The sequence below is a fragment of the Leptolyngbya boryana PCC 6306 genome (genome assembly GCF_000353285.1).
Taxonomy (GTDB): Bacteria; Cyanobacteriota; Cyanobacteriia; order Leptolyngbyales; family Leptolyngbyaceae; genus Leptolyngbya; species Leptolyngbya boryana.
Map to the genome: position 1 here is coordinate 4,746,819 of NZ_KB731324.1, position 25,262 is coordinate 4,772,080.

Annotated in this window: 26 protein-coding genes; 6 read left to right on the forward strand and 20 right to left on the reverse strand. The window is 49.0% G+C overall.

The features are described 5' to 3' along the window. The first annotated feature begins 120 nt into the window (after positions 1–120). Positions 121–681 (forward strand): class I SAM-dependent methyltransferase, encoded by a 561-nt coding sequence (locus LEPBO_RS0123620; RefSeq protein ID WP_017290066.1) that lies wholly within the window; start codon positions 121–123, stop codon positions 679–681. A 48-nt stretch (positions 682–729) separates the two neighbouring features. Here LEPBO_RS0123620 and LEPBO_RS0123625 read toward each other — a convergent pair whose 3' ends face one another. Further along, positions 730–1,266 carry an orange carotenoid protein N-terminal domain-containing protein gene (locus LEPBO_RS0123625; RefSeq protein WP_017290067.1) on the reverse strand — a complete coding sequence of 179 codons (537 nt, stop codon included), beginning with the start codon at positions 1,264–1,266 and terminating at the stop codon, positions 730–732. A 171-nt stretch (positions 1,267–1,437) separates the two neighbouring features. On the opposite strand from LEPBO_RS0123625, the gene LEPBO_RS0123630 reads away from it, so the two are divergent. After that, positions 1,438–1,809 carry a hypothetical protein gene (locus LEPBO_RS0123630; protein WP_017290068.1) on the forward strand — a complete coding sequence of 124 codons (372 nt, stop codon included), beginning with the start codon at positions 1,438–1,440 and terminating at the stop codon, positions 1,807–1,809. 6 nt (positions 1,810–1,815) lie between these two features. Here LEPBO_RS0123630 and LEPBO_RS0123635 read toward each other — a convergent pair whose 3' ends face one another. Both LEPBO_RS0123635 and nrdR read right to left on the reverse strand, forming a co-directional pair. After that, positions 1,816–2,880: a hypothetical protein gene (locus LEPBO_RS0123635; protein WP_026148878.1), complete on the reverse strand. Its 1,065-nt coding sequence runs from the start codon at positions 2,878–2,880 to the stop codon at positions 1,816–1,818. A 74-nt stretch (positions 2,881–2,954) separates the two neighbouring features. Next, on the reverse strand, positions 2,955–3,458 hold the full coding sequence (gene nrdR / locus LEPBO_RS0123640) for a transcriptional regulator NrdR (RefSeq protein ID WP_017290070.1): 504 nt from the start codon (positions 3,456–3,458) through the stop codon (positions 2,955–2,957). 346 nt (positions 3,459–3,804) lie between these two features. On the opposite strand from nrdR, the gene LEPBO_RS0123645 reads away from it, so the two are divergent. Further along, entirely contained in the window at positions 3,805–7,152 is a 3,348-nt protein-coding gene (locus LEPBO_RS0123645) for a response regulator (protein ID WP_017290071.1), read from the forward strand. A gap of 110 nt (positions 7,153–7,262) precedes the next feature. Then, complete coding sequence (locus LEPBO_RS42450) at positions 7,263–8,393, forward strand: hypothetical protein (protein WP_017290072.1); 1,131 nt, start codon at positions 7,263–7,265, stop codon at positions 8,391–8,393. Between the two features lie 67 nt (positions 8,394–8,460). On the opposite strand, the gene LEPBO_RS0123655 is transcribed toward LEPBO_RS42450, so the two are convergent. The 3 genes from LEPBO_RS0123655 to LEPBO_RS40280 all read right to left on the reverse strand — a co-directional run bounded on the left by LEPBO_RS0123655 (position 8,461) and on the right by LEPBO_RS40280 (position 11,021). Next, entirely contained in the window at positions 8,461–8,775 is a 315-nt protein-coding gene (locus tag LEPBO_RS0123655) for a hypothetical protein (RefSeq protein ID WP_017290073.1), read from the reverse strand. 253 nt (positions 8,776–9,028) lie between these two features. After that, a complete protein-coding gene (locus LEPBO_RS0123660; protein ID WP_017290074.1) occupies positions 9,029–9,232 on the reverse strand; it encodes a chlorophyll a/b-binding protein in 204 nt (67 codons plus the stop codon). 148 nt (positions 9,233–9,380) lie between these two features. Further along, the gene (locus LEPBO_RS40280; RefSeq protein WP_017290075.1) at positions 9,381–11,021 is read right to left on the reverse strand and encodes a peptidoglycan DD-metalloendopeptidase family protein; all 1,641 of its coding nucleotides are present in this window, start codon (positions 11,019–11,021) and stop codon (positions 9,381–9,383) included. 389 nt (positions 11,022–11,410) lie between these two features. Between LEPBO_RS40280 and LEPBO_RS38075 the strand changes: the two genes are divergently transcribed. Continuing rightward, a complete protein-coding gene (locus LEPBO_RS38075) occupies positions 11,411–11,821 on the forward strand; it encodes a response regulator (protein WP_017290076.1) in 411 nt (136 codons plus the stop codon). Here the strand turns inward: LEPBO_RS38075 and LEPBO_RS0123675 are convergent. The 12 genes from LEPBO_RS0123675 to LEPBO_RS0123735 all read right to left on the reverse strand — a co-directional run bounded on the left by LEPBO_RS0123675 (position 11,807) and on the right by LEPBO_RS0123735 (position 23,831). Continuing rightward, positions 11,807–12,529, reverse strand: coding sequence for an HAD family hydrolase (locus tag LEPBO_RS0123675; protein ID WP_017290077.1), 723 nt, complete (start codon positions 12,527–12,529; stop codon positions 11,807–11,809). The two genes, LEPBO_RS38075 and LEPBO_RS0123675, sit on opposite strands and share 15 nt — an antisense overlap. A gap of 58 nt (positions 12,530–12,587) precedes the next feature. After that, positions 12,588–13,589: a 30S ribosomal protein S1 gene (locus LEPBO_RS0123680; RefSeq protein ID WP_017290078.1), complete on the reverse strand. Its 1,002-nt coding sequence runs from the start codon at positions 13,587–13,589 to the stop codon at positions 12,588–12,590. A gap of 387 nt (positions 13,590–13,976) precedes the next feature. After that, on the reverse strand, positions 13,977–14,960 hold the full coding sequence (locus LEPBO_RS0123685) for a hypothetical protein (RefSeq protein ID WP_017290079.1): 984 nt from the start codon (positions 14,958–14,960) through the stop codon (positions 13,977–13,979). Beyond that, positions 14,957–15,214 carry a hypothetical protein gene (locus LEPBO_RS0123690; protein ID WP_017290080.1) on the reverse strand — a complete coding sequence of 86 codons (258 nt, stop codon included), beginning with the start codon at positions 15,212–15,214 and terminating at the stop codon, positions 14,957–14,959. The genes LEPBO_RS0123685 and LEPBO_RS0123690 overlap by 4 nt, the downstream gene beginning before the upstream one ends. After that, a complete protein-coding gene (locus tag LEPBO_RS0123695; protein WP_017290081.1) occupies positions 15,211–15,879 on the reverse strand; it encodes a hypothetical protein in 669 nt (222 codons plus the stop codon). The genes LEPBO_RS0123690 and LEPBO_RS0123695 overlap by 4 nt, the downstream gene beginning before the upstream one ends. A gap of 3 nt (positions 15,880–15,882) precedes the next feature. Further along, entirely contained in the window at positions 15,883–16,503 is a 621-nt protein-coding gene (locus tag LEPBO_RS0123700; RefSeq protein ID WP_017290082.1) for a hypothetical protein, read from the reverse strand. A 10-nt stretch (positions 16,504–16,513) separates the two neighbouring features. After that, complete coding sequence (locus tag LEPBO_RS0123705) at positions 16,514–16,858, reverse strand: hypothetical protein (protein WP_017290083.1); 345 nt, start codon at positions 16,856–16,858, stop codon at positions 16,514–16,516. 2 nt (positions 16,859–16,860) lie between these two features. Then, positions 16,861–19,101 (reverse strand): hypothetical protein, encoded by a 2,241-nt coding sequence (locus LEPBO_RS0123710; RefSeq protein WP_017290084.1) that lies wholly within the window; start codon positions 19,099–19,101, stop codon positions 16,861–16,863. A gap of 1 nt (position 19,102) precedes the next feature. Next, positions 19,103–19,495 carry a hypothetical protein gene (locus LEPBO_RS0123715; RefSeq protein WP_017290085.1) on the reverse strand — a complete coding sequence of 131 codons (393 nt, stop codon included), beginning with the start codon at positions 19,493–19,495 and terminating at the stop codon, positions 19,103–19,105. Between the two features lie 49 nt (positions 19,496–19,544). Beyond that, entirely contained in the window at positions 19,545–21,395 is a 1,851-nt protein-coding gene (locus tag LEPBO_RS0123720; protein ID WP_017290086.1) for a mitotic spindle assembly checkpoint protein MAD1, read from the reverse strand. 128 nt (positions 21,396–21,523) lie between these two features. Then, complete coding sequence (locus LEPBO_RS0123730; RefSeq protein WP_017290088.1) at positions 21,524–22,345, reverse strand: hypothetical protein; 822 nt, start codon at positions 22,343–22,345, stop codon at positions 21,524–21,526. Between the two features lie 46 nt (positions 22,346–22,391). After that, entirely contained in the window at positions 22,392–23,831 is a 1,440-nt protein-coding gene (locus LEPBO_RS0123735) for a hypothetical protein (protein ID WP_017290089.1), read from the reverse strand. Between the two features lie 140 nt (positions 23,832–23,971). Between LEPBO_RS0123735 and LEPBO_RS0123740 the strand changes: the two genes are divergently transcribed. Beyond that, positions 23,972–24,181 carry a hypothetical protein gene (locus LEPBO_RS0123740; RefSeq protein ID WP_086371094.1) on the forward strand — a complete coding sequence of 70 codons (210 nt, stop codon included), beginning with the start codon at positions 23,972–23,974 and terminating at the stop codon, positions 24,179–24,181. Here the strand turns inward: LEPBO_RS0123740 and LEPBO_RS0123745 are convergent. After that, on the reverse strand, positions 24,178–24,537 hold the full coding sequence (locus tag LEPBO_RS0123745) for a helix-turn-helix domain-containing protein (RefSeq protein WP_017290091.1): 360 nt from the start codon (positions 24,535–24,537) through the stop codon (positions 24,178–24,180). The two genes, LEPBO_RS0123740 and LEPBO_RS0123745, sit on opposite strands and share 4 nt — an antisense overlap. Continuing rightward, on the reverse strand, positions 24,527–25,261 hold the full coding sequence (locus tag LEPBO_RS0123750) for a hypothetical protein (protein ID WP_017290092.1): 735 nt from the start codon (positions 25,259–25,261) through the stop codon (positions 24,527–24,529). Before LEPBO_RS0123750 ends, LEPBO_RS0123745 begins: the two co-directional genes overlap by 11 nt. Position 25,262: the final 1 nt, after the last annotated feature.

Genomic DNA, 25,262 nt, shown 5'->3' on the forward strand with positions numbered 1-25,262 from the left:
ACTGAAACTGATTTACCGCGACATTCTTCGTTTTTATTAAAGCTTGCTTCCTCTAATTTGCACCACAAGTTTAAACAGAAGCAGAGAGACAATTGAAATAATGTGTAGGAGACCCATCGTATGGATTCGATTAAATTACATCTTGGCGGAAAAGAGGTTCATTCAGACTGGAAAATTTTTGATATCGAAGCTCGCCCAGAAGTTGATTTTATTGGAGACGCAGGCGATCTGAGCCAGTTTGCAGACAACTCGATCGAAGCAATTTATGCAAGCCACATCCTAGAGCATTTTCACCATAGCTTGAACAATGAATTGATTAGAACATTGACAGAATGGCATCGTGTGCTCAAACCCGGTGGACAACTGATGGTCAGTGTTCCGAACCTACAGATTCTTTGCTGGTTATATCTCAATCCAAATCTTTCTATCTACGATCGCCATCATCTGATGAGAATCATGTATGGTGGGCAGACCAATCCGTATGATATTCATCGAGCCGGATTTGATCCAGACACATTAGCAGCATTTCTACAAGAAGTCGGGTTTGTCGATTGTACTTGTGTTGAAGAGTTTGGCTTGTTCAATGACTGTAGTACGATACGTTTACTTGGCACTCTCATCAGTGTCAACATGATGGCAACGAAATCCGTTAAGCCAAATGAGCAGAGAGAAGCAATCTAAACTGTTTTGAAGCGATCTCACTACGTTAGATCGCTTCAAGCTTAACAACTACAAACTTGCTGTTTTCCCCGTTTCCGCTTGTGATTGTACCGGCTTCACATCGGTGTAACCCATCTCGCTTGCTAGCTCTCTCAATAGCGAGATCTGCTGCTCAAACTCAAACGATTCGAGTCGTCTCAACAAGTTTGTAATCTTGTCCGACGCAGAATACTCAGCAGGCATTCCCACAACAGATTCTCCCATCGCGACCGCCCACACATACCAAACGAGTAACTGATTATTCTCCTTCAGAGCACCATAAGCGCGCGAATATTCACTATCTGTACGATTAGCAATATCGCGCATCACTTGCAGTTGATCCTGATGGGACAAATTATAAAAATCTCCCAGCAGCATTGGTGCTAATTCAGGCTCAGCCGCTTGTGGAGCCGCAGGTGTAATTGAGTCACCCATCTTTTCATAAACGTAATAAAGCAACGCCAATTTATCATCCACTTGAAGCTGGTTAAAGTCTGAAATGGCGCTGGTAATTGCATCTCCTAAATACTCAGACGGATCAACGTTCTGACTTGCTGACTGAGGCATTCAATACTCTCCTATAGTAATTCGATCTACAACAAGAGGTATCAGGCTTTACGATTCCAAGTCTCCCCTCTAAAGACCGACTTTCAAGATCTGCCTTTCGATCGTTTAAGCGGTAGCCAAAATTGCGTAAGTTATCAGCATTGCAACTGCAATCCTGATAGGAGAATTTTTATGTCCGAACTCAATACAGAAAACCAAACACATGACGCTCAACTCGCAGCTGAAGAAGTTGCTAGCGGCGATCGTCCTGAGCCGAAAATTAATGTTTCTGCTGACTACGAAGCGGCTCAAGAATTTAGCACCAGCAGCATTGACGGCACTGAAGCAGGTAAAGAAGCTGCAGAAGAAGCAACTGCACCACAGTTTGAAGTTCATCGCCCCGAAGAAGTCGAAATCCCAACTTCAACGCTTGACTCAACAGGTGATCCAAACGATTTCAAAGACCTTGCAAAAGAAGTCAATCCGATGTCTGGAACCGCTGGAAACGTTGACGATGATCTCGTAAAGAAAGCGATCGAACTCGGCAAGCCCGGTGACAAATAGAGACTGCTAAAACAAATAGCGCTGGTTGTATTGAGGCAGATTTTCAGTCTTAACTGGAACAATCAGCGCCTTCAATTGCGATAAATTATGCTGACTAAACGCGATCGCAGTTTTCTCCCCCAAGTCAGTCCGTAAATCTAACGCCTGTTTCAGCAAATCATATCCGAGCGTCACTTGTTCTTGGCAAAACGCTAATGTTCCTAGCTGGTGTAGTGCCCAAGCTTCTGCCCCCTCATCTTCCAACGCCCAGGCAGCCTGTAATCCCAAGTTCAAGAGTTGCTCCCAGGCTCCCCAAAACTTCGCGATCGCAAACACCTTCTCCGTCGATTTCACCATTCTCAGCACTTCCGCCCATCGCTTCTGCTTCACATAGGCTTGCAAGGTTTCCCTCAGCAATCTGCTCTCTGCAAAAATCGCTTCAGGGTCACGATCAGCACGAATCTGCGGTTGGCATGATCCCTCATCCAGCCCGGAAACCTCGATCGCACAATCCGCCTGAAAAAATCTTCGTTTACTCGAAGCCACCACGAACAGACTTTCCGGCAAGATTTGATTGATTTGATTGAGTTGTTCAAGCTCAGATCCCGTTAAAGTTGGATGATTCAGCAAAACTAGAACCTGTCGGTCACGCAATCCCGCCCGAATCTCTGCTCTAGAAGCCTTGACATCGGCAGGAACTCGATACAACTGCTCAAATATCCACTGCAACACATCTTCGAGCACATCGGCTTGCTCAACATACAAAACAACATGTTCCATCTCAAACTGATGTGCCAGCGATCGTAATAAAAACGATGACTCAGCGTTGGAGCATCCAAAAATCTCGATCGACTGATGCGCGTCTAATGCCCCTAAAACCTGTTGTACGATAGCGTCATCCTGTCCAAAACTTGCATACACTTCCATTGTTGGCAGAATTGGCTCAAACGATCTGAGCGCCATCTGCAATGGCAACAAAATGACACCATAATCTGAACCAATCAGCAACTCGCCTTGCTCAAGAACGAATCGAGCAACAACTTTGCCTGCCAATGCCATCTCAATTGTGCTGGAAAGGGCAGAACTGGACATCAGTCGCAATAGATTTCAAAGCAACAGCATACTAAGCGAATCGCGAGAACCACGTCAACACTGAGACAAAAAACTTAGTTCAGTGACGGCGTTTGTGTCGCAGCCATTTCAGGATCTTCACGTTCCGGCAAACGATTGACCCGTTCTAGGGTTGCCAAAAATTCATGCACATTTTCAAATTCACAGTATACCGAGGCATAGCGAATGCAAGCCGCCTCACTCATTGCCCGTAGCTGCTGCAGCACCAACTCACTAATCTCACGACTAAAGATCTCACGATTCGTTCGCTGCTGCAACATTCCCTCGATCGAACTGACTAATGTTTCAATCTGCACTTCTGAAATTGCAGTCCGTTCGCAAACTCGCATCAGCGATCGCACTAACTTTTCTCGATCAAACGACTCGCGATTTCCGTTCTCCTTCACCACCACAAGCGGCGCAAACTCAACTCGCTCGTACGTCGTAAACCGATGATTACACTTCAAACATTCCCGCCGTCGTCGTACACTCTGACCACTTTCCGCAGAGCGCGACTCCAGCACCCGGTTTTCGAGATGATGACAAGCAGGACAACGCATAAATTTTGTCAATGGATGATCAGACACATCATACCGCTAGTGTAGCAAGTCTGATTATTTTTTTCAGATCCGCTACGGGCAGGGGGCAACTTTATTATTCGCGGATAGGACTCTTCACAATTCCTTTGTATTTCTGCTGATCACCAACACCACAAGCCCTGATCACGATCCCCATCTTTTGCGATTTAAATCACACGGATTATGAGCAAAGACGTTAGAAATTCCCTGATCGAGGGCAACTTTACTAAAGCGAACTGCGTTAGAACGTTCCCTGAACTGACGTAGTTCCAGCCCAATCGTAAAGTCTTTTACTGGGCGCACTCCATAGCAGGTTGGCAGCTGGCACATGAAATCTCGTGACATTCAAAAGCAGAAATTGCTCGTCGTCGATGATGAACCGGATAATCTCGATCTTCTCTACCGAACATTTTATCGAGAATTTAAAGTTTTGCGGGCAGAAAATGGTCCCACAGCACTTGATATTCTTGAGAAAGAAGGCGATGTCGCGGTGATCATTTCAGATCAACGAATGCCCATGATGAGTGGGACAGAGTTCCTGAGCCTCACTGCTACTAAGTATCCGGACATTATCCGGATTATTCTCACAGGCTATACCGATGTTGAAGATCTCGTCGAAGCCATCAACTCCGGCAAAGTCTTCAAATACGTCACGAAGCCTTGGAGCGATATGGAGCTGCGCGACGTTGTTAAAAGCGCGATCGATACGCATACCCTATTAAGAACCCGCACCGAAGAACTCCGGCGCACCCTTCAGCGTGAATCGCTACTCAATGCAGTCACTAGCACCATTCGGAGCGCATTGAGTTATGACGAAATTCTGCAAACGATCGTCGAGACCATTGGCAAAAATTTTGGTGTAAGTGGTGCGATCGTCTGTCCCTTTCAAGACGGCGAAATTCAGGAAAATAGCTTCACCTACTGGAATCATCCGGAACTGCCACAGCCCAATCTCGTCCCCACAATTTGGGAAACTTACGAAGTCGAAGTCATTCCAGATGTTCAAGTCTGCGATCGGATCGAGGAAGATCCCACTCGTCATGCAGCTTACGCAGACGCAGACATTCACTCAACTCTCATGGTTCCGCTGATCTGCCAACAGAAACTCATCGCCGTGCTCGCACTGCATGAATCTGGAAAAAGCCGCATTTGGCAACCTGAAGAAGTCGATCTAATTCACGCGGTTGCCGATCAAGCCGCACTCGCACTCTCGCAAGCCCATGCATACGAGCAAGTTCGCGCTTTAGCCAAGCGCGAAGCCTTGATCAATACCATTACAACCGCTATTCGATCGAGCCTCGATCCCCAAGAAATCTTTGCCGCCATTACTCAACAACTGGGGCAAGGCTTACAAGTCGATGGTTGCGCGCTTTCACTGTGGAAAGAAGGCGACGAATTTGTGCAATGTGTGGGACTCCATGATTCAAGTTGGGAACACAAGACTCCCCCAGAATCTCACCTGCCGCAATCTTCGGTTCCTATTGAAGGCAATCCCGTTCTGAAGCAATTGATCGTCACGCAGCAGCCGATCGTTCTCAGCGATTTGAAGCAGCATCCACAATTCAATATTTCAGAATTTCGGACTCCTGCCCGGGCCTTGCTCGTTGTGCCCTTAATTGCAGATGGCAAAATTATCGGCAGTATTTCACTCCGCCAAAACCATCGCACCCGCAACTGGCAATCCTCTGAAATTCAGCTCGCTCAATCCGTTGCATCACAAGCCGCGATCGCAGTTCAACAATCTCGGCTCTACCAAACCACACGTCAGCAAGCCGAAAAACTCCTGCAACTCGACCAGCAAAAGACCGAGTTTTTCCAAAACATTTCGCACGAATTTCGCACTCCTTTGACTTTAATGGTCGGTCCACTGGAAAGCGCAGTCGCCACAGGTCAAGGACTGTCTGCCGAACAATCGGCGATCGCATTGCGAAACTCTCGCCGACTCCTGCGATTGGTCAATCAACTGCTCGATCTCCAGCGCTTAGATGCAGGACGGATGCAGCCGAAATTCCAGGCATGTGACTTAGTAGAATTTGTCAGCCAAATCGTAGACACGTTCCGTCCTTACTGCGAAAAGAAAGGGCTGAGCCTGATCACTCAATTAGAGCCTTGTGCTCCTGTGTATCTCGATTTAGAGAAGTTTGACAAAGTGCTGTACAACCTGCTCTCGAATGCGATGAAATTTACGCCCGCAGGACAGAGCATTAGTGTATCGCTAGAAATGATCGACGATCGCTGTCGCTTAAAAGTGCGCGATACCGGCATCGGTATTCGAGAAGACCAAATCCCCCATCTATTTGAGCGATTCCGTCAGGCTGAAGGTTCAGAAAACCGCAGCTTTGAAGGGACAGGTCTAGGATTAGCTCTCGTCAAAGAATTAGTCGAACTGCATAGCGGTCAGATCAACGTGGATTCGACCTATGGACAAGGCACGACATTCACGATCGACTTACACTCCGGTGCAGAGCATTTGCCTCCAGAGCAAGTCAGCCATGCTCAGCACGAACTTCAGGCAAATCGAGCAGCGGTCGAACTAGCGGATATTGAAGTCGAACTTCAAGAAGATTACGAACCTGAACCCATTCTTGAGGTCGGTGAAAACCATGCGAGAGTGCTCGTTGTGGATGATAATCCAGATCTACGCTCGTATGTCTCTGGCATTCTCAGGGGTCAAGGCTATACCGTTTTGACTGCCCGGAATGGGGCAGAAGGATTTGAACAGGTCAAGACCCATCGTCCATCGTTGATTGTGACTGATTTAATGATGCCGATTGTGTCAGGTCTAGACATGATTCGGATGATCCGTGCTCAAGACGATCTCAAAGGCACTCCCATCGTTTTGCTAACTGCCAAAGCGGATGAAGACACGCGACTTGAAGGAGTCGAACGCGGTGCAGATGCCTATTTGTCGAAGCCATTCAACGATCGAGAATTGTTAGCGGAAGTGCGAAATTTACTAGCACTCAAAGAAAACGAGCAGCGCGTCTCGCGCATCAATTCTTATCTGACAGATTCGGTCTTGAGTCGTTTCTTGCCGCAAACCTTAGTCAAACGGGCGGCTCAGGGTGAATTAACCCTCGATTTGCGTCCTGAACCTCGCATGATCACGGTTCTATTTAGCGATATTGTCGGTTTCACGCAACTCTCGAACACATTGCGATCGCGGCGAGTTGCAGAACTCCTGAATGAGTATCTAACCGCAATGACTCGCTGCGTGTTTAACAACGGCGGGACAGTCGATAAATTTATGGGCGATGCAATTTTGGCGATTTTTGGTGCGCCAGAAGAACTCACCCCTAATGAACAGGTTCGACGTGCGATCGCAACGGCTCGAGAAATGTACAGTATTCTGGACAATCTGAATAACCAGTGGATGGCACAAGGGATCGATCGCGTTCAGTTCCGCTGTGGAATTCACCAAGGAACGGCTGTGGTGGGAATGTTTGGCGGCGAAGAGCGATCGGACTATACGGCAATTGGTCCAAGTGTCAATATTGCAGCTCGACTGCAAGAAGCAGCGGCTCCGGGTGCGATTCTCATTTCCGCAGCAGTAGCAGATTACGTTGATGAAGATAACATCACCAAAGAAAGTCCGCTCAAGCTGAAGGGAGTAGATGAAACAGTTCTAACCTTCTCGGTCAGCCCTTACCCTGACGCAGTTCCGACACATCACTAAAATCGCCGGAAAAATGAGCCATGTTCGGAACTAATTCCTCCCGATTCCAGACGAAAAGCTAGGATATTAGGAGTGATCCCCGTGGCTCTTTGTGTGGGTAAGTGTTCAGCATGGCGTTTTCTCTTTCCAATTCTCGATCGCGATCGCAAGAGTCTCCGATGCTATGGCTTTCGGTTTTAGCAGGTTCGCTTGCGCTGCATCTTGTTTTGCTTTTAGTCGGACGCTGGTATCTGAGCCAATCCGCAGAAAGCCGTGCGGGGGGTGGTTCTCAAGCACCTCTCGATTTTATTGAAATCGATCCGAATGCACCCCCTTTGAAACGAGCGATCTCACCTTCTACAACTGGCGCGGAAAATGGCACTGTTACGAAAGCTGCTCCTGACGCAGCAAATTCTGAGCAGTCTGGGTCATCTTCAATTCAGAATTTCACTCGTCAGACTGCGCCAACGCCAACACAACCCGAAAATTTACCCCAACCTGATCCAGTTCAATCAACACAGCTAGATCAGCGTCCTGCTGCTAATAATTCGTCCTTAAATTCACCCCGAGCGAATCGCAATCCTACAACACGCCCCAAGTCAAATTCTTCAAATCCCACATCTGGCTCCTCTAATCCTGAAACAAATCCAACTGCCCCTAACAACTCTCCTACGACCACAAGAAACGCTTCTGATCCAAACCCTCCAAACTCTTCAAATCCACAGCCTTCCAACCCAGCATTACCTGACAACAATCCTAAGCCTCCGTCTGATCCAGTCAGATCTAATAATCCTCTTCCTGCCCCTAATCCGGGAGACAATAGAAATGCGACTGGGGTAGAAGGTGCTATCTCTGGTGTGATATCAAATATTGAGCCTGATCGAAGTGAATTACAGGATGACAGTAAGAATAATGTTGTTACCTTTAGACAGTCACAGATTCCCCAAATCTCGCTAATACTAGAGCCTGAAATGAGGAGAGCGTTAAGCCCTGAGCTAGTTTTTACAGTCGCAGTCGAGATTCGCAATGTAGATGGTACAGTGCTGAATGCCAAGAATATGCCAGACAGTCCTGCTCTCGCAAAACTTCCACGGGAAGAAGCAGATGGTCTTGTTCTAGCGCTACTCACGTCTCCAGATCTTGTGAATCCGGACAAAGCAATTAGTCTATTTAATGTAGAGGTAAGACCCTCTGCTCCCGGTAAACCAACTACTGAAGGAACATCTAGAATAGTTACGCTTCGCATTGCAATTAATAATTAAAGCAGCAATACTTATCGCTTAGAGAAGAAAGGTGGCAATTTGCTCGCCATCTTTCTATCCCGAACAGCTACTCATTCTCTATTTTTGCTCTTCGAGTCCGTCTACGTCGCGGACGACCTGAATCTCTTTGGCTTAAAGCCAGGTAACGCTTCAATGTAGACGGACTGATCTCTATTCCTTGTTTTGCTAGGACTTCAGCAAGTTCTTCATAGCTATATCCTTTATCGAGTGAAGTCCGAAGATCGTCTTGTAAAAGTTCGATCGCTTGTCGGAGAGAAACTGTCGCTTCAGGTTTTTCGGGCAGTTCATCCAGTAAGGATGCCGCTTGATCAAGCATCGTTGTTTTTACTTTGACTGCCGCATTAGATTTTCTATCTACCATATGCGTCTCAAGATTATTACTTCGTTAATTCATTCATATTGTAAGGGCTGAGTTTCTGATTTATCGCTTAAATGTAACAAGTTCTGTTAATTATTTTGCGTATTGCTCAATCATTCAATGATGCTTCTAAGCTAATAGATACAAATGTGCGCAAATAATCACTCCGCAGAATGATGACAAAAAATTGCCCTAAACTTCAATCAAAGTTTAGGGCAGTATTCTTATTTGCAATTCAACAAGCGCAGTTCAGAAATTAATAGCTTACTAAGTGCAAAATATCGCGGACAACACTAAAACCTGCAATATCCCACAACAGATAAGCTAAAAATCCAATCATGGCAAGGCGACCATTCCAAAGTTCAGCTTGAGGATTCCAGCCAAATAGAAAGGCATTCCGGTCTTTGCCGTTGTACTCGGTAGCAACAGGCGGTAAATCAGTGCTATTTCGTGTTTGCATTGTAGTAGCTCCAAATTTCGTTTCTCTATACTTCTAAGATAAAGGCGCGATCGCAGTTTGCCTTACATCTATGGGTCGAAGCTAGTAGTCCGACCGATGATAGAGCTTTTCTAGAGCTACTCTGTACCTTGTGCTGACGCAGTAAGTTCTACACGCCTCGATTTGAACTGGGAAGTGCAGATTGCAAATTCTGAGTAGGAGCTTGAGCGTTGAGTTGACGCGCCTGCACTAATCGAACTCGTGCTGCTTCTAGTTGCCCACCTGGATCAACTGGAGTCCAGCCAGAATTGGTCTTCTGGCGTGCTTCATAATGCAGATGAGGTCCCGTAGAAAGCCCAGTACTTCCAACACGCCCAATCACAGTTCCAGCCTCAATCCGTTGACCTGGACGAACTAAGATTTGCGACATATGGGCGTAGAGCGTGTCTTGCGATCCGTTTGGCTGTTCCATCACCACAGCTAGCCCATAGCCCCCCATGCGATCGGCGGCTGTGACTCGTCCTGAATGCGAGGCAATAATCGGTGTTCCTTGACCTGCACCGAGATCGACTCCAGCATGGAAACGACGCACGCCTGTGACCGGATGCCGTCTCCATCCAAATCTAGAGGTGACAGAAACCGGGTCAGGCAGCGGATAAACCAGCTGATCGCGCGACGTAGGCTTCGGTAAATTGCGATTGAATGCTTGGAGATCTTTCGCAGTGTTCATTTGATCCACAGAACTGCTAGTTCGATCGACAGAGCTGCCAATTTGATCAATATAGGATGAGTCAGAACTCTCTTTGGCAATGGGCTTAGCAGGGAGATTGTTCGCTGCGATCGCGCGCCGCTGAACTGGCAAAGACTTAACAACTTGTGGAACTCGAATCGTAATCGTTTGTTGTGAAGGTCCAGTAATCGATGGAACTCCTCTAAAGATGGCGGGTGGTTTTTGTGCAGTCACAGTTCGAGCAGGCGGAACTGGCTTGGCGACTGTTGACGGTTTTACAGGCGGAAGACTAACTGCGCGGTTTGCAGCTTCTAACGCATTGATATTATTCAGAATCTGCGATCGCACATCTGCCGAAATCGTCGGATTTTGTAGCAGCTTTCTTGCTTGTGCATACTGGCGCTGCGCTGCATAGTCATAAGCACGCGAAACAAGCTTATCTCTTTGTTGAGTTTGTGCTTGCGCTTGTTGAGCTTGTTTTGCAGCTCGATCTTTTGCCACGATATCGGCAAGACGTTGTTCTAAGAGCTGGCGCTGAAGATTTGAGGCGGTAGATTTTGGAAACACTTTTGGAACGGGAATGTCGATCGCAGATGCCGCAGAAGAATTCGCTTCAGGTTGGGCTGATGTAGAATTCAGCGCTGAATTCTGCTGTGAGAGCTGCGGTAGTCCTGAAGGGGCTTTCGCGCTAGGTTTGTCAACTGGTTTTGGAGTTGTTGGTTTTTTAACGGCTGTAGATGGGGTTTGGATCTGAGAAATTGCAGGTTGGGGGGCAAGTTGTCGTTTGAGGGGAACTGGAGGGAGTGGAATCGGGGAAGTCGCAACTTGAGGAGCAGCAGAATCCGCTTGAACAGAACCAGAATTTGATGGGGCAGGTTGCGGAATCTCAAGCGGTTTCGGTGAAGTTACCAACGCAGCAGGAACAACGATAGGTTCTGGAGTCGCTACTGCAGGAGTCACCTCTACAGGAGCAGCAGAGGCAGCTTTTGTTTGCGTCTGAGCAGGGGTCTCGATCGGTTGTGCCGGGGGCGCTACTTGCTTTGATTGTTGAGCAAGTAGCGTAGGGATGAGTTCTAACATACAGAAATCAGCCGATGGAGGGACATCCAGCTAGTACGCATTTCTGCGGAGGTTTCAGGAAAAAAAGAACAATTTCGATGAAGAATGCGTATTTCTTCACTTCGTCTTCATACGATCTTTGACAAAATTACGGAAATTCATCATATGAATTGAGTAACCTTTGTTATCGGTTGCAAACTTATTCAGCCGATCGACGATGAGAATTAGTTTGGCTCACTGAGTCATAAACCGTATCGTGATTAGACGGAATACAGAAGTTATTCAAGTTTCAAAATTCATCATGGATCTCTGTCTGTAGCTAGAGCGATGTCTTCTAGAAAACCCATATATGTAAGATGGGTTCCCATCTATATCAACCACTTTTCTTTAAAAAGCCGCCTTTTAAGATCATGCTAACCAGTCACCACCGTATTCTTGTCGTAGACGATGTTGCAGATAATGTATTTCTGCTCCAGACTGTCTTGGAGTCTGAAGGATATACTGTTGAAACTGCTTTGAACGGCAAGAGTGCACTTGAGAAGATTAACGATACCGATCCTGATTTAGTTTTGCTAGATATTATGATGCCAGAGCTAAATGGGTATGAGGTGACGCAACGGGTTCGTCAAAATGAACGCTTTGCTGAATTGCCGATCGTGTTTTTGACAGCACACGATGAGTGTGAACAAATGCCGTATATAGAGATCGGTGCGAACGATTTAATTCGTAAGCCCGTTGACTTTGATGAGCTGTTAGATAAAGTTGCAAAATACACTCATGCTTATCCATCTTCAGCGCATTCCTACTCAAGTGTGAGTTAATCGAATCTCTGCAGGTTGATGAGCGATCGCACCAGCTTCTGCAAGTTGAGCAACCGCACTTCCACCCCAGGTCACACCGATTGAAAGCCGGGTCAACCGGACATCAGCAAGCGTGTCTCCAATCATTAGCGTCCTGTGAGGCTCAACTTTCAGCGATCGACAAGCAAGAGTCAGGAGGGCTGGATTCGGTTTACTGATTCCTACTTGCGCTCCGATGATCGTCTGGAAATAGTTGGAGAGTTTGTAGTGATCTACAAACTCTTGAATATTGTCGGTACTATCGCTGGAAAGAACTCCAAGTTTGAGTGATGTGAGCGATTCTAGTAATTCCACAATGCCTTCAAACGGGGGAGTTAGCGGTGCTTTTCGTGGAAGCTGCTGATCGGCAAGTTGAAAGCTCGATTGGGCGATCGCTTTTGCTGCGATCCAGTCATAGCCCGTTTGAGCAATCAGAGCCGCGATCCCGATTTCATTTTCTTCGCGAGTTCCGACGGCAAGTAGTCCCGAGGGATTGAGATTATGTTGCTCGAATCCGAAGGTAGTCAGGATTGAAGGCTTGAGATTGGGAACGATCGCTGTAATACAATCTGCGCGTTTTTCACCGAGATACTGTAGAAATTGGTAAGAATTTGACAGAGTGCCATCTTTGTCAAAGAGAATGGCATTGATTCCATCAAACTGCACACCATTACAGAAAATTGTCGCCATAACTGTGTAATAAAAAAGAGGGATTTCTCCCTCTCTACAGGTTTCAATTCAACTGAAATTATTCGACATCTTCCGTCGCGTCAGGAATTTCCTCGACTTCTTCCAGTGCAACCGGAACTTCTTCAGCGACTGGGAGTTCCAGCGCAGCCGGAGCGCCTTGCTGTTGCTGCTTCATGTTCTCGCGATACTTCGCTGCCATTTCTTCAGCCTTGTCATACACGACTTGCGGGTTCTTCACCATATCGCCGGGTTCTGGCTCAAGTTGCTTGGTCGAAAGCGAAATCCGACCGCGCTCAGCGTCCAGATCAATGATCATCACTTTCACTTCATCATTGACGTTAAACACGCTATGCGGCGTATCAATGTGATCGTGAGAGATTTCGGAAATGTGCAGCAGACCGCTGACTCCACCGATATCGATGAATGCACCATACGGCTTGATGCCGCGTACTGTTCCGATGACGACTTCGCCCACTTCTAGGCGGTTCATCTTGCGTTCAACTAACGCACGACGATGGCTGAGAACTAGACGGTTGCGCTCTTCGTCCACTTCTAAGAATTTCAGGGGCAATTCTTCACCCACTAAATCTTCTTTGGGTTTGCGGGTACTGATGTGAGATCCGGGAATAAATCCACGCAAGCCCTCAATCCGAACCAGCGCACCGCCTCGATTCGTGGCAAATACCAGCGATCGCACAGTCGCGTCTTCTGCTTGAAGTTGGCGAACCCGTTCCCATGCCCGCATATACTCTATGCGGCGGATCGAGAGGGTCAACTGCCCATCCTCATTTTCATCAGCCAAGATGAAAAACTCGCGAGTCTCGTTAGACTGTAAGACTTCTTCAGGAGCATCAATCCGGTTAATTGACATCTCCTGAATGGGAATATAAGCTGCCGTTTTCGCACCGATATCAATCAGAGCGCCTCTCGGCTCCAGACTGAATACGGTTCCTGCAACTACATCTCCAGGACTGAAGTGATAGTCATACTTATCCAGTAGAGCCGCAAAATCTTCGTGGGTAAAACCAACATCCATTGCTAAAGTGTTCTGATTGGTCATGCTAAACGTTTCCCAGTTGTCTCCGCTAAAATTTGCCTCCTCTCGATGCAACGCACATATCGAATGATGTGCAGCCTACACCTTCGACCAAGTTGCGACTTGATCGATTTAGACGCATTTACTAAGTGTACAGAAGCAACATCATAACTCAATTTGAGAACAACCGGATCGCTGTTTCTCAAGTTCTTGCCATCGATTTTTTGTGTGCTTTGGCAGTTGAAATCAGATTTTTTCGCAAAATTCCCCGAAAAGGTATGGACAATTTCATACTACGCTTGTAGTAGTTGAAGCAATTCTAAAACCCTTGATTTACCGGGCTTCTTGGAATCATCTTGCAGAATATAGACAAAATCTAGACAAGTTCCAAATCGGTCGCGCTGTCCGAAATTACGGGTGGAACCCGACATCAAGCCGCGTGTAACCGCTCGGAACTGGGAACACTTTCGTTTTCCGTGTTGAGGTGTCCCCCGACGGGAGCGATATTTTTGTTATCGTCGCTGTTTTTCCCTCGGTTAGGCAGGAATAGAGCGTGTCTTTGATAAATGTTGGCGCACCGAGCGGAAACGACTCCAAAAGCGGAACTTCCGTCTCAGTCGCGCCATCCCAAAAGAGAACCTGAATATCTAGTCCAATGGATCGGGTGTAAATCGCCGTACCAGCCTTGGGATCAACAAAATCGGGTCGCCCGTTGATGTAATTAAGCGGGCTTTCGCCGAGGCTACCGTAAACCTCCCCCGCATAAATAAAGGTAGTGTCATCGCCGCTACCGCTGAAGAGAGTCCACAATCCCGTCTGAGTCCACAAGACTGGTCGTGGACCAGCCAAGGAACTCAGTCGCGGATCATCCATCCAGATCTCCCAAAGCGTACCAACCCCGGATTGAAGAACCACGATCCCTGTGCGATCGTTACCGATTAAAACAAAAGTCACGATCCACTTATCCCCGTCCCCTTTGTTGACGATGCGACTCAGATCAAAATCAAGTCGCGCCCCTTCGGGAATCGTGTAGATGCGTTTCGGATTTGGACGATCGCCACCAATCCAAAGCCCTCCATCTTTAAAGCAGAGAATCTTCACTTTTCCGGGTTCGACCGGACTCGATTGGGTTCGCGTCTGAACATGCGGCATCGCGTCCGCAAATCCGCCCTGGTTGCGAACGCGATCGCCTTTTGCAATTCCCCCGTTCGTGATTGGGTCAACCGTTGTTTCTCCCTGTCCCACTGTCACAACGCGAATCTTTCCATCCTGGCTGCCCACAGCAAACGACGGCGGTGGCAGTAAATTGCGCTGCTCAGCTTCTTGAATCAGCTTGTCAATTCGGTCAGCACTCGCCTGGTTAATGCGTTGTTTGTTGCGGCTTTCTAGACTCATCTCGGCATGGTGTCAATTTGTGGAACTCCACCCGCTGTCAAACTCAGCCCGATCTTGTCGCCGATTGCGGTCGCTCCATTTGAGAGCGAAACGCCGTGATACACGTCGCCGGCGACGGTTTTAACGATGTGCCGACCATCCCGAAACCCCTGATAAAAGGCACTTGTGGGCGGCGGCTGTGTTTGGGAAACAGCGGCATCGTAATTCGCTTTATTCGTGAGGACGCGATCGCGATTTCGTTGCTGTAGACTCATGGGTTCGTCAAATTAGCGGTACTTCTGCCCAAGGTTGGGAATAGGGTGATTGTCCGGCTCTCACCGGGCAAGATTTGTTGAGCGGATAGCTGCTCAGCATAAACAAGCCGTCCTTGGCAGTTACGAACTCGGACGGGTAAAATTCCAGTTCCGCCGAAATCAATTACTCCGTCTTCATCGCTGAGCTGAAAATCATTCGTCGTCGCGTTCGTGACAGTCAGCAATAGTCCAACAAGTTCTGTGGGAACAGTCCCACCCGTGTCGGCGGTGAGGCTTACAAGATCCCCGTCGCTCAGCCCATGACTCGAGAGCGTAATTCGATTCATTGCCGCGTTCAGGCTGTCAATTAATTTGTTCGCCCAGGTTGAGGTGTCTGCCAGAAGTGCGATCGCGTTAAACGTCAAGGTCGGCTGGTTGCTTGCCACAGTAAATGTTGCGGATAGACCGGGAACTTCAGCGCGGTCTTGTCCTGAATCAAATGTCGCGGTTGGCGATGCGATCGTCTTGCGGCTATATGCCCCGGTTTCAGGTCTTTCGAGATTGACAATCTCTTGGACTCCGGGATTACTTTCGATCGACGGCGCATCGAGCAAAATCATGCGGCAGTCTTGCCCAATCATTGCTTCGAGTCCAATTTCTAAACTACTGCCAAAGAATTCGCCCATAAATTAATCCCTCACCGGATGTGTAACTGCAAAATTGCCTGATGGGATTGGATCACGCCACTCGATTCGCACATCGTCCCAATCAGAAAGCGTGAGCCTGAGTCGCTTTGCAACGTGACCTAAAACCGAATCCTCACAGTGGATTAGAGTCGAGTCGCGTTCCTCCCACGGAAACGCAAAATCCCGATATCGATAGTAACGATATCGGGAGTGTTTATAAGTCTCGTCTTCTAGGAAACCTGAGTCTAGGATTCGTCGAATCGTTTCGATGGGGAAGAACACGCAGCCGCCCCGAACGATCGGCAAACCTTGCCGATTCTGATAAGTGATCGTCCCAGCGATGTCGCCCTTTGGGAAACTCTGAAACGCCCGCCACATCCGCGCATCGGCATCGAATTTCACAATATGCGATGCCCCAGAGTCGATCGCCATCTGCATCCATCGCTGTGTCCAATAGGTTCCAGCTAAATGCTTGAGTCGTTCCCCTTCAAATGTCTGTATCCCGTTAATTTGCGGGACAGGGACACCATCCCCGATCGCTAAAATTGGCACTCGCGGGTAGAACGATCTGAGCGATCGGATTAATTGCTCGAATGCCAGATCATCCTTATAAAGGTGAGCCACGAAGAGTAGGTTAACTTCCCCCACCTGCGCCTCCCCCAATGGGATACCATTCCGTTGTGGTGTTACCCACGCGAGCGTAATAGAGCATATCGGTAACGGTATCAATACACTGATCGCCTGGGCAGCGCGAGGTTACGAACCCAGTTGGATCTCCTGAGTACAGGAACGGGACAAACGCAACGACGATAAATTCTGTTTCTGTCCCTACTCGGACGCAGCGACTAGCAGGGAGTCCGCCACTTTCGGGAGCATCTTCAAACCACGTCTCTCCCTCAAACTCAGGATCAACGGTTGGCGCAGCAGTGCGGTACTGCACTCTCGTATCTTCTAATGTTCTATGGCGGACTTCAGACATATCTACTCCGTTACGAAGTTATCAAGTTCATCGACGATCGCATTCCCCAGTTCGTCTATGACAGGGGCGCGATAAATCACAACGAAATTGCCGAATTCATCGACTACTGGATTGTCAAATTCATCGACAACCAAACCATCAGGGAAATTTGTATCAGAGATCGTAGTTCTTCCCCCTGATTTCGCGCCCCCACGATAAGAATTGCTGTAAGTTTGGGGACTGTAAGGCAACAGCGAGAAGGTTCCGCCGCCTCTCGCACCCCCGCGATAGTTGGTGTTAAGAATTGGCGGAGTCGAGATCGCTAAATCCCCTTCGACCGTGACTGAATAATAAGGAGCCTCAAATCGGTCAGGCTGTCCGATTTTCCCAGTGCCAAGCCAGATGCCCGTAAACCCGACGATCGCTTGATTGGGATCGTGACTGATTTGAATTCCGTTGGTCAGAACTCTCAGAGCCGTTCCATCTGGCTCAATCACGTCCAATACGATAAACGGACTCCAATTAGACAGGAATAAATCGAGCAGCGGGAGTTGCAATGTGATCCCCTGTGCCTGCCCAATCAGTTCAACTCCCTTGATTTGGGCGATTTCGCCTAACTGTTGTTTGGAGACAACACCCACATCAAGCTGAATCACTCGCTCACGCTCTTGGTGCAGCGCATCTAAAGGTGCGATCGCGAATCTTGTTTCAGCTTCGATTGGTTCTTCTTCCTCACTCCACCGCTCCGGTTTGCGTTCCGCTTGCGGCGGGTTGCATTGCCCCGAGTCTGATCCTCTGACCTTGCGCGATTTGGTGATCAGTGCCAACTTCTGAAAGAGTCTGTCGAGTGCCGATGCGCCTTCATCCGGCTCAAGATTGGGAAACGCCCGCGCAACGACCTGGATCAGCGTCTCAATAATCTTGCCGACACGGGGATTTTTGCGCTGATATTCAACGGTTTCGATTTCACTGATATCGAGATTAATCGGGAATTGAGTTTCTTCAGCTCCTACGATCGCGGATCGCGGCTCGCGAGTGGTGCGCGTCGTTTTCTCAACTAATTCATCCTTGGTGTATTTGTACTCAAATACAGCGGCGTTAGCGATAATGACTTCTCTCCGCCAGAACGCTTGGCTTGGAGCGCTGAGGGCTTCAAAGTATTCGGGTGCAGCCACCGAGAAAAAGCGCCGAATCGTTGTCAAAATCTGCCAGAGTTTCGGTGCGTCTTTATCCGAATCTTCGCCTGCTGGTCCATCGATTGGGGAAGTAGTGCGCTGTCCGAAATCCTCATAGCGGTGTTCTTCTTCGGTATAGCTATCGAGGACAATTTCAAGGCTTCTCGGAAATACATCGGGAGAAACAATGCCCGCAGGTGCAACAATTAACTCTGTTCGCTGCTTACCGTCCTCATTCCGGGTTTCTTTGGTTTCGACTCGTCTAAGTAGGATGATATCGCTTCCCGCACTGGGATTAACAACTGAGGCGGGTCCATACTCCTCAGAGAAGTTTTCCTCTGTTCCCCAGTTGTCGGTCAGTTTCTTTAGAACGCCGACGCACTTAATCACTTCGCAAGGAGTTTCACTTCCCTCACTCGCTTCGTAGCTGACTTCATCGTGACCAATCTCGATCGCAGTAGACGATCCCCCATAATTCAGCCGATTCGAGACAGCGCGAATGAGTCCGTTGCCGTCTTGGTACAAACTCTTCAGCCCACCAAACGCAATCTGCCCTGCCTGATCAACATAGGAGCCGCCCTGTTTTGGTTGTCGCGTCCTTAATGGGTAATCGTCGATCGCGTCCACACAGTTCGGGCATCCTGCTGCTGACAGTAATGAATTGACGATCGCGGTTCGATTCGTGACGTTCCCCGGCACAACTCCCGACTTATCATCATCCGGCTGAGCGAAATTTCTCAGGCTCAAAATACAGCCAAGCTCTAGCCTCAAGATTCCATTCTGCGGCGGTAGAGGGGCTTTGAGAATGTAGAGGTGTCCGTGTCGGTGCTTTACCTCGGTTCCCGTTGAATCCGTTACCCAAATCTCAACAAGTTGACCGCGCCACCAACGATTTCGCCCGTCTGCACTTCTAGGATTGAGAGATCCGGGAATTCCGATCACATTGCCAAGCTCTAATGTTCCTGTGGTCAGAATCAGCCCGCTATTGCTGCGCTGATCCTGGCCCGCGTCAAACGAAACAAGAGATCGGCTCCAATCTTCAGAGCCGATCTCAATTCGTAGTTTATGGGCCGAAGCATTAGCTGCCATATCAAACGGTCATGGGACAATCCGGGATTGACTCAGCACAAACAGGCTGACCCTCTGCGTCCGTGTGGAGCTGTGAGCCGCAGCGATCGCAATAAGGAATCCCGTTTTTCTTGAAGTACTCCGTCGCGTAAGTTCCTTGAGGTTGCTGATCCAAGACCTCGGAGACAACCTCAAGTAATTCAGGAAGCGTCTCCGTTGGCTCTGCGAGTTCAACTAACTCTGACAAGGCGGAACTATCCGAACTTTCAGGAGTAGATTCTGGCTCTGTAAGTAATTCAGGAAGCGTCTCCGTTGGCTCCGCAAGATCAGCTAACTCTGGCAGTGCAGAGCCTGAGCGATCCAAGCTTTCGGGGGTAGGTTCCGTCTCTGTCTCTTGCTTCTTTCTTGTTGCCATAAGATTCTCCGGATACTCCACCCGGCTTACGGGTGGAGGGTTCAAGGATTTACACCGCCGTCAATGTCGTCCGCAGTTTCATGATCTTCGCGGTTTCGCCAGAGTCAACCAAGGAGCCAAAGCCCTCATCCGAAGTCCAGATATAGCTCTCGCCCATATTGAAAGGGTTGACCCCAGACGGGCGAATCTCAACCGGAGAAGATATACCCCGACCGATCGCGCCCGGAGCAAGCAAGAATCCGTCGATCGTGCGAGTCGCACCCACACCTAAAGTTGAGTCCTGCACCGTTGGGTTAGACGCTCCCGGCGCGCCTTTGCCGAAGCTGTTACCCATGAAGACGTGAACATTCTCGATCATGCCGAGGTATGTACTAGCTCGAATTGCAGGCGTAATCCCCGTCGCAAGCCTCAGCATGTTGGTGATTTCCATCCGCTCGTCCGCAGTCGGAGTTGCAAGATCATCGCCCATCTCAGCCTTGAGCTGCTTAACCTGAACGGCGTTGAAGTAGCCGAGGTAGCAGCCATCCGGTAGAGACTGATGCCCAGCGTTTACAAACTCGGTATAAGCATCGCGCAAGAAAGCGCGAGACATTGTACCGTCATCGCCCGCATCCACATCACCAGCGGTTGCTGAAACGTTTCCATTGTCGTTATAGCGGATTGCGGTAGAAGCAATCATCAGACCGAGTAAGCGACGCTCCTCATAGCGGTAGTAACTCGCCATCAGGCGGGTTTCTAGTGCCGTCATCAAATCAACCAGCGCGTGAGCTTGATGGAACTCAGGAATCATCACTGGGCGAGAACCCTCGGACACCCCACGGCCCAAGCCACGACGCTCTACAGTCAGCGAAACAGTTTGCATTCTCAACGCTTGAGAATCACTGTTCGTTCCGATCGAATAGCCAATCGGATTGTAAACACCTGTTCCCGCAATCAAAAGCTCATCGTCGCTATCCGGATCAGGAAGGAAGTCGAAGCGAGGAACCAGAATGTTTTTCGAGGGGGCTGAGGTTGGATCAAAAACAGTCGTAGCAAACTGCCACGCAGCATTAAACTGGGCGGAAGTCGATCGCATCATGTCAGACAGAACATCCAAAAAGGCGTTCGGCGCTGATCCGGATGCTCCGGTTGTTGGCCCCGCCGCTTTGTTTGATCCGCCCAAAAATCCGAGGGATTTCCCGAATTCTTCAATCTGATAGTAAAGCTCAGTCTGCTCAAGCGCTTTGCCCTCAGCCTGAAGGTAAGAGCGAATCCAATCAATCGGACCTTGACGCACCAAGAAGGTTTGAGTGCTGTTATCGAAGTGGTAGCCGCCAGCTTTTGCAGAGTCGCGGATACCAAGCAGTTTTTGCAGTAAGTCTCCGGGTGAATCATTCGAGCGGGTTTGGGTGTTCACCATCGGCGCTTCAACAATTGATTTACCCATTAACCGCCCCAAGTCTTCTAGAGTTTTCGCGTCTTTCTGCGCTTTGGTCAGTTCCTGAGTGCTTTGCGCGGCTTGTTGAGCTAACTGCTCGTTCTGCGATCGCAGTTGCTCGTTCTCTTGCCGAATCTGCTCTGCCTCAGCGTCTTTTGCTTGTAGTTCCTGCTGATGCCGCTCATCAAGCACGGTGAACATTTCCTTCATCTGGTCAACCGGAATTAGCTCTTTCGCCTGAGCAATCGTAAATGTTGCGGGTTGTGGCAGGGTGATAGGCTCCGCAAGTTCCTGTAATTGTTCTGGGGACTTAACCTCTACCTGCTCTAGGGGTTCGTCCAAAGACTTTTCGACCTTGACCGTTGCGGTTGCGGTCTTTGCAAATCCAACAGGCGTTTTTTGCTTCTTCGCCTGCACCAATTCCTTGAGTTCGGCCTCACTGGTAATGCCAGCCGAAGTAAGTTCAACGATCGCCTTTTTCATTGCTTTTGTGAGTTCAAAATTCTCGTTTCAGCGTAGAAGCGATACTCGATTTCAGATAAAAAAAGCTGTTGCAAAAACAAGTAAAAACCCATTCTTGCAACAGCCTCCAAGCTACTCAGACCTCAAATCTAAAAACCGCGCATGACCCTCGCCGCAGGGAGGCAGCCTGCGTTAACGATGCTTAGCTCGATCGCGTCATACTGCCCATCGTTAATGATGTAATCGGCAAAGTTTGCGTCCTCATCATCACCGAGCCACATAAGCAAGAAGGGGTAAGGCGGTAAGTGCGGGCAAACATAGCGATCTTCTTTGTCCGTGTCCCAGAAACCAACCTCGTACCCCTTCTCACGGGAGCAGTTCGGGCAGATTTCCCGCCAGTTACGAATAATCCCGCCCGTTGAGCAGTTATCCAGCGATCTCTTTCTTAAGCCTTCAATCACTGGGCTGTCTGAGCTAATTGCTGTCCAAACAATCAGCCGAACTAATCCCATCTCGTCCACGATTTCTGCGTTGTAGTCCGCGTAGAGCGAATTGACAATTTCTGGATCGGGATTGTCTTCTAGAATTAGCGCAGTTTCAAACGCAAATCCAACCGCAGATTTAACTTCACGCTGATTGTGATCGGTCATCAAGACGCGCCCAGCCTGCCCCCGCGTCATCTGCTGCAAGATATTGAGATGCCAGCGCTCGCGAGAGCGATCGACTAAATTATCCGAAGCGTGCCACGCGCAAACAAACCATTCCGAAGCTTCCCAAGTTTCGCCCGTGTATTGATTAATCTTCTCAAGCTGCTGCGGAGTTGGCTCGCCCATGTGCAAATCAAGTCCGCTCGTATCTGTCGCCTGGGCGATTCTAAGCGGGATCTCTTTCTGAACAGGGGTTTGTTTTAGGTAGTTCCCGACGAGCGCTTTCACGTCCTCGAATAGTTGCTCTTCTGTGATGGCTTCCATAGTTACAGCTCTACTAAGTGAATTGAAATCGGACAGGCTGTCCGTTTTAGACGGGGACTTTGATTTGATTGCGGACAGAACGAAGCTCGACTGCTGCATCCCACAGCCGCCGAAAATCTTGATCTGATACTCCGTCTGACATTCTGAGATTGAGTGTGAGCAGTGCCGCATCGATCGCGGGTAAGTCCTCCACCGATGGATCTCTCAGGATCAGCGAAGCATTAAGCAGCGCCTGCTCTGTTGGAGTCGGTTGAGACGATTGCTGCATCTGCTCAAACCCTGTTACAAACCAATCGCCCCAAGCAATATCAAAGTACTGCCCATCAGATATGTAAAAATCCCATCCTTTTTTGAGGACGATTTCAACGCTAACCGACCATTTAATCTGCTCTGAAAGGTGCGATCGCAGATTGGCAATCATACGGGCGTAAGCAAGTGCGGGCTGATTCGCAATCTCCTTGCCTGAGTTTGACTCTAACCCCAGCCCAGGGAACAGATAGTGCGGCAATCCCGGCGGGAGCATTTGATAGCGCAGGCTCAAATAGTAATCAACTAAAGGCTTAAGAACATTCACCCCGCTCATTGCTTTGCGGACATCTGCCCCGCTCAGCAGATAGAGATTCGTAACAATTCCATCATTCAAAAGTGACTCATGGCGCTGCTGATACTGCTCTCGGTAACGCTCATCTTTATCGGGCGGCATGACGTGAAGCCACGGCGCGATCGCAACTTCTCGCGCCGCGTCTTCGAGATCTGGCGAAGCCGCCTTAATCTTGCGCCACGGTTCTGAGCTTTGGAAGCTAATCGGATTGCCATAGAGCCGATCTTTCTCGTAAGAGAACTGAAGCATTTTAACGGGGTGAATTAAACGATCTGTATCGCTCGGCGTTATTCTCTCCTGCTGGCGGTACATCCCAGGCTCCTCATGCTCGTCTTCATCGACAAACATCGAGAGCGAGGGTAGATAGAGCGATCTTGAAATTCCCCAGTCGTTCGGCCCGATCCCTTCCCGCTCGATCGCAAATTCTAAAAAGCCGTCCCCATAGCTCATCATGTCCCGCGCGGCCCGCTGTAAGCGATCTCCGCCAAGAACTAAGGTTTTCCCATTCCGCCGAGCAGCTATATCTCGCCCGATCGCAATCACATCCGGGTGGACCTTCCGCCCGTCTTCTAACGTCTCAGCAATTCGCCATGAAGCGGATCGCCCGTCGATTTGCTGAAAGCAGTCTCGCGACAGAATTGAAATCGAGTGGCGCATCTCATAGCTCCACGTCCGCATTTCAACTAATTCTTGGGAAATACTCAAATCACCATAAATCGGGCGAATTGGTTGCTCTGGTAGCGGCAGAGTTGATCGCCTGCGCTGCCGATTGCCGATCGGGTACTGTGATCCTTGCAGCGAACTGTTATCCGCTGATGTGAGTGTGCCTGCCGTAAAGAAGCTCCACAGGCGTTGAATAAGGTTGCGTCTAGTGGGTGTTGCCATCCCAGTATTTTGAGTTGGGATAATGAGATCGCATCTCTAACGCCCGTTGCAAAGATTTTTACAAAATTTCAGCCGCAACTGAAATTTCTTGGACGGATTTGGGTTTGATAGCAAAAGGCGAGATCGTGGAGCAAACACAAATGATCAGTTTTGTTCGCAATCTAATCTACTCAGTTCAAGTTGATCGCGAGTTCCAGCAGCTCGTAGAGTCGCAGCCCCAAGAAACCCAAGAGCGTCTTCGCATTCAGAATCAACTCATTCGGCAGGGTTACACGATCGTAGAAGCTCAGCATGCCTACGATGAAATGATGGGCAATGGAAAAATCTGGCAGTACTGGGCGGAAGACTAGCTTGCAACCTGACCACCGAGCAGGCATGAAACGATCATCCTTTGCCGATGTGCGATCGACGATTGCAATTCCGAAACCTTCCCCTGATACTCTTCGATCCGCTTCAAATCCGCCTCAATGCTGGCTAGCTCCGCGAGTACTTTCTGATTAAAGTCGGGGTCGATTTCAACCGGAGAAACAGAAAGGCTTTTCGCTACCTGAGCAATCGTGTAGCTACTGCACCTCGTTTTCCCCTGCTCTAATCGGCTGAGGGTAGAGGCATTAACAAAGGCGCTACCACCTAAGCGGCGGAGTGATAGACCCTGCTGAATCCGAAGCTCTTTAATGCGAGAACCGGGGAGTTGACTACGCTGCATAAGATCGCGGTCTGTACTGGTGAAAGAAGGTGAGTAGATTGTCGAGCTGAATACTGCCAGTCGTTCGCTGGTTTTCCAAATTTAGCAGGAGTACCGGATTTTGATACTCGACTTCGTATTCTCCATCCACCTTACGCCGCTTAACACCGTTTCCTGCGTCTGTTTGAGTCAGGATCAGAACCTGCCCGAACATCTGTTTAATCCGAATTACCTCGGCCTCTTCACTCGTAAAATCGAACCCCGCCCAGTAATCAATTTGAATTGCAGGAGTTTGGGGCCGCTGTGTGGGCCGGGTGCGACGTGGGCTTGAAGAATAAATCCCCGCTGGCGCGGCTGAGTAAAGCGAGGGCTGTAGTAACCCGTACCCTAAAATCTGCAGTTCCCCCGTCTTAGAATCAATCTCAGCTTGTTCAGGATCAAGGTCAACCCACCCAGCAACAGGCGCGTCTAGGCTGTAGCTCGGCAGTGTTCCGCCTCGAATCTTGACGCGGATCGGAGTCTCTTCAGCGATCGGTAAAATCGGCAGGTTTGCGAGGTACGCTCTGCCGTCACCGGAGAGATTTAGTGTTTCAGTAAACTTTGTAGGACTCAGAGGGCGATTCGCGCCAAGGACGCTTTCGATTAAGAACTGTGTTGAGACGATCGCGCTTTCGAGCGCCGCCCCGTATAGGCTCAGCGCAGGCGCGTAGGTTAATGCTTCCGATGCTTCAATAATTGTTTTCACA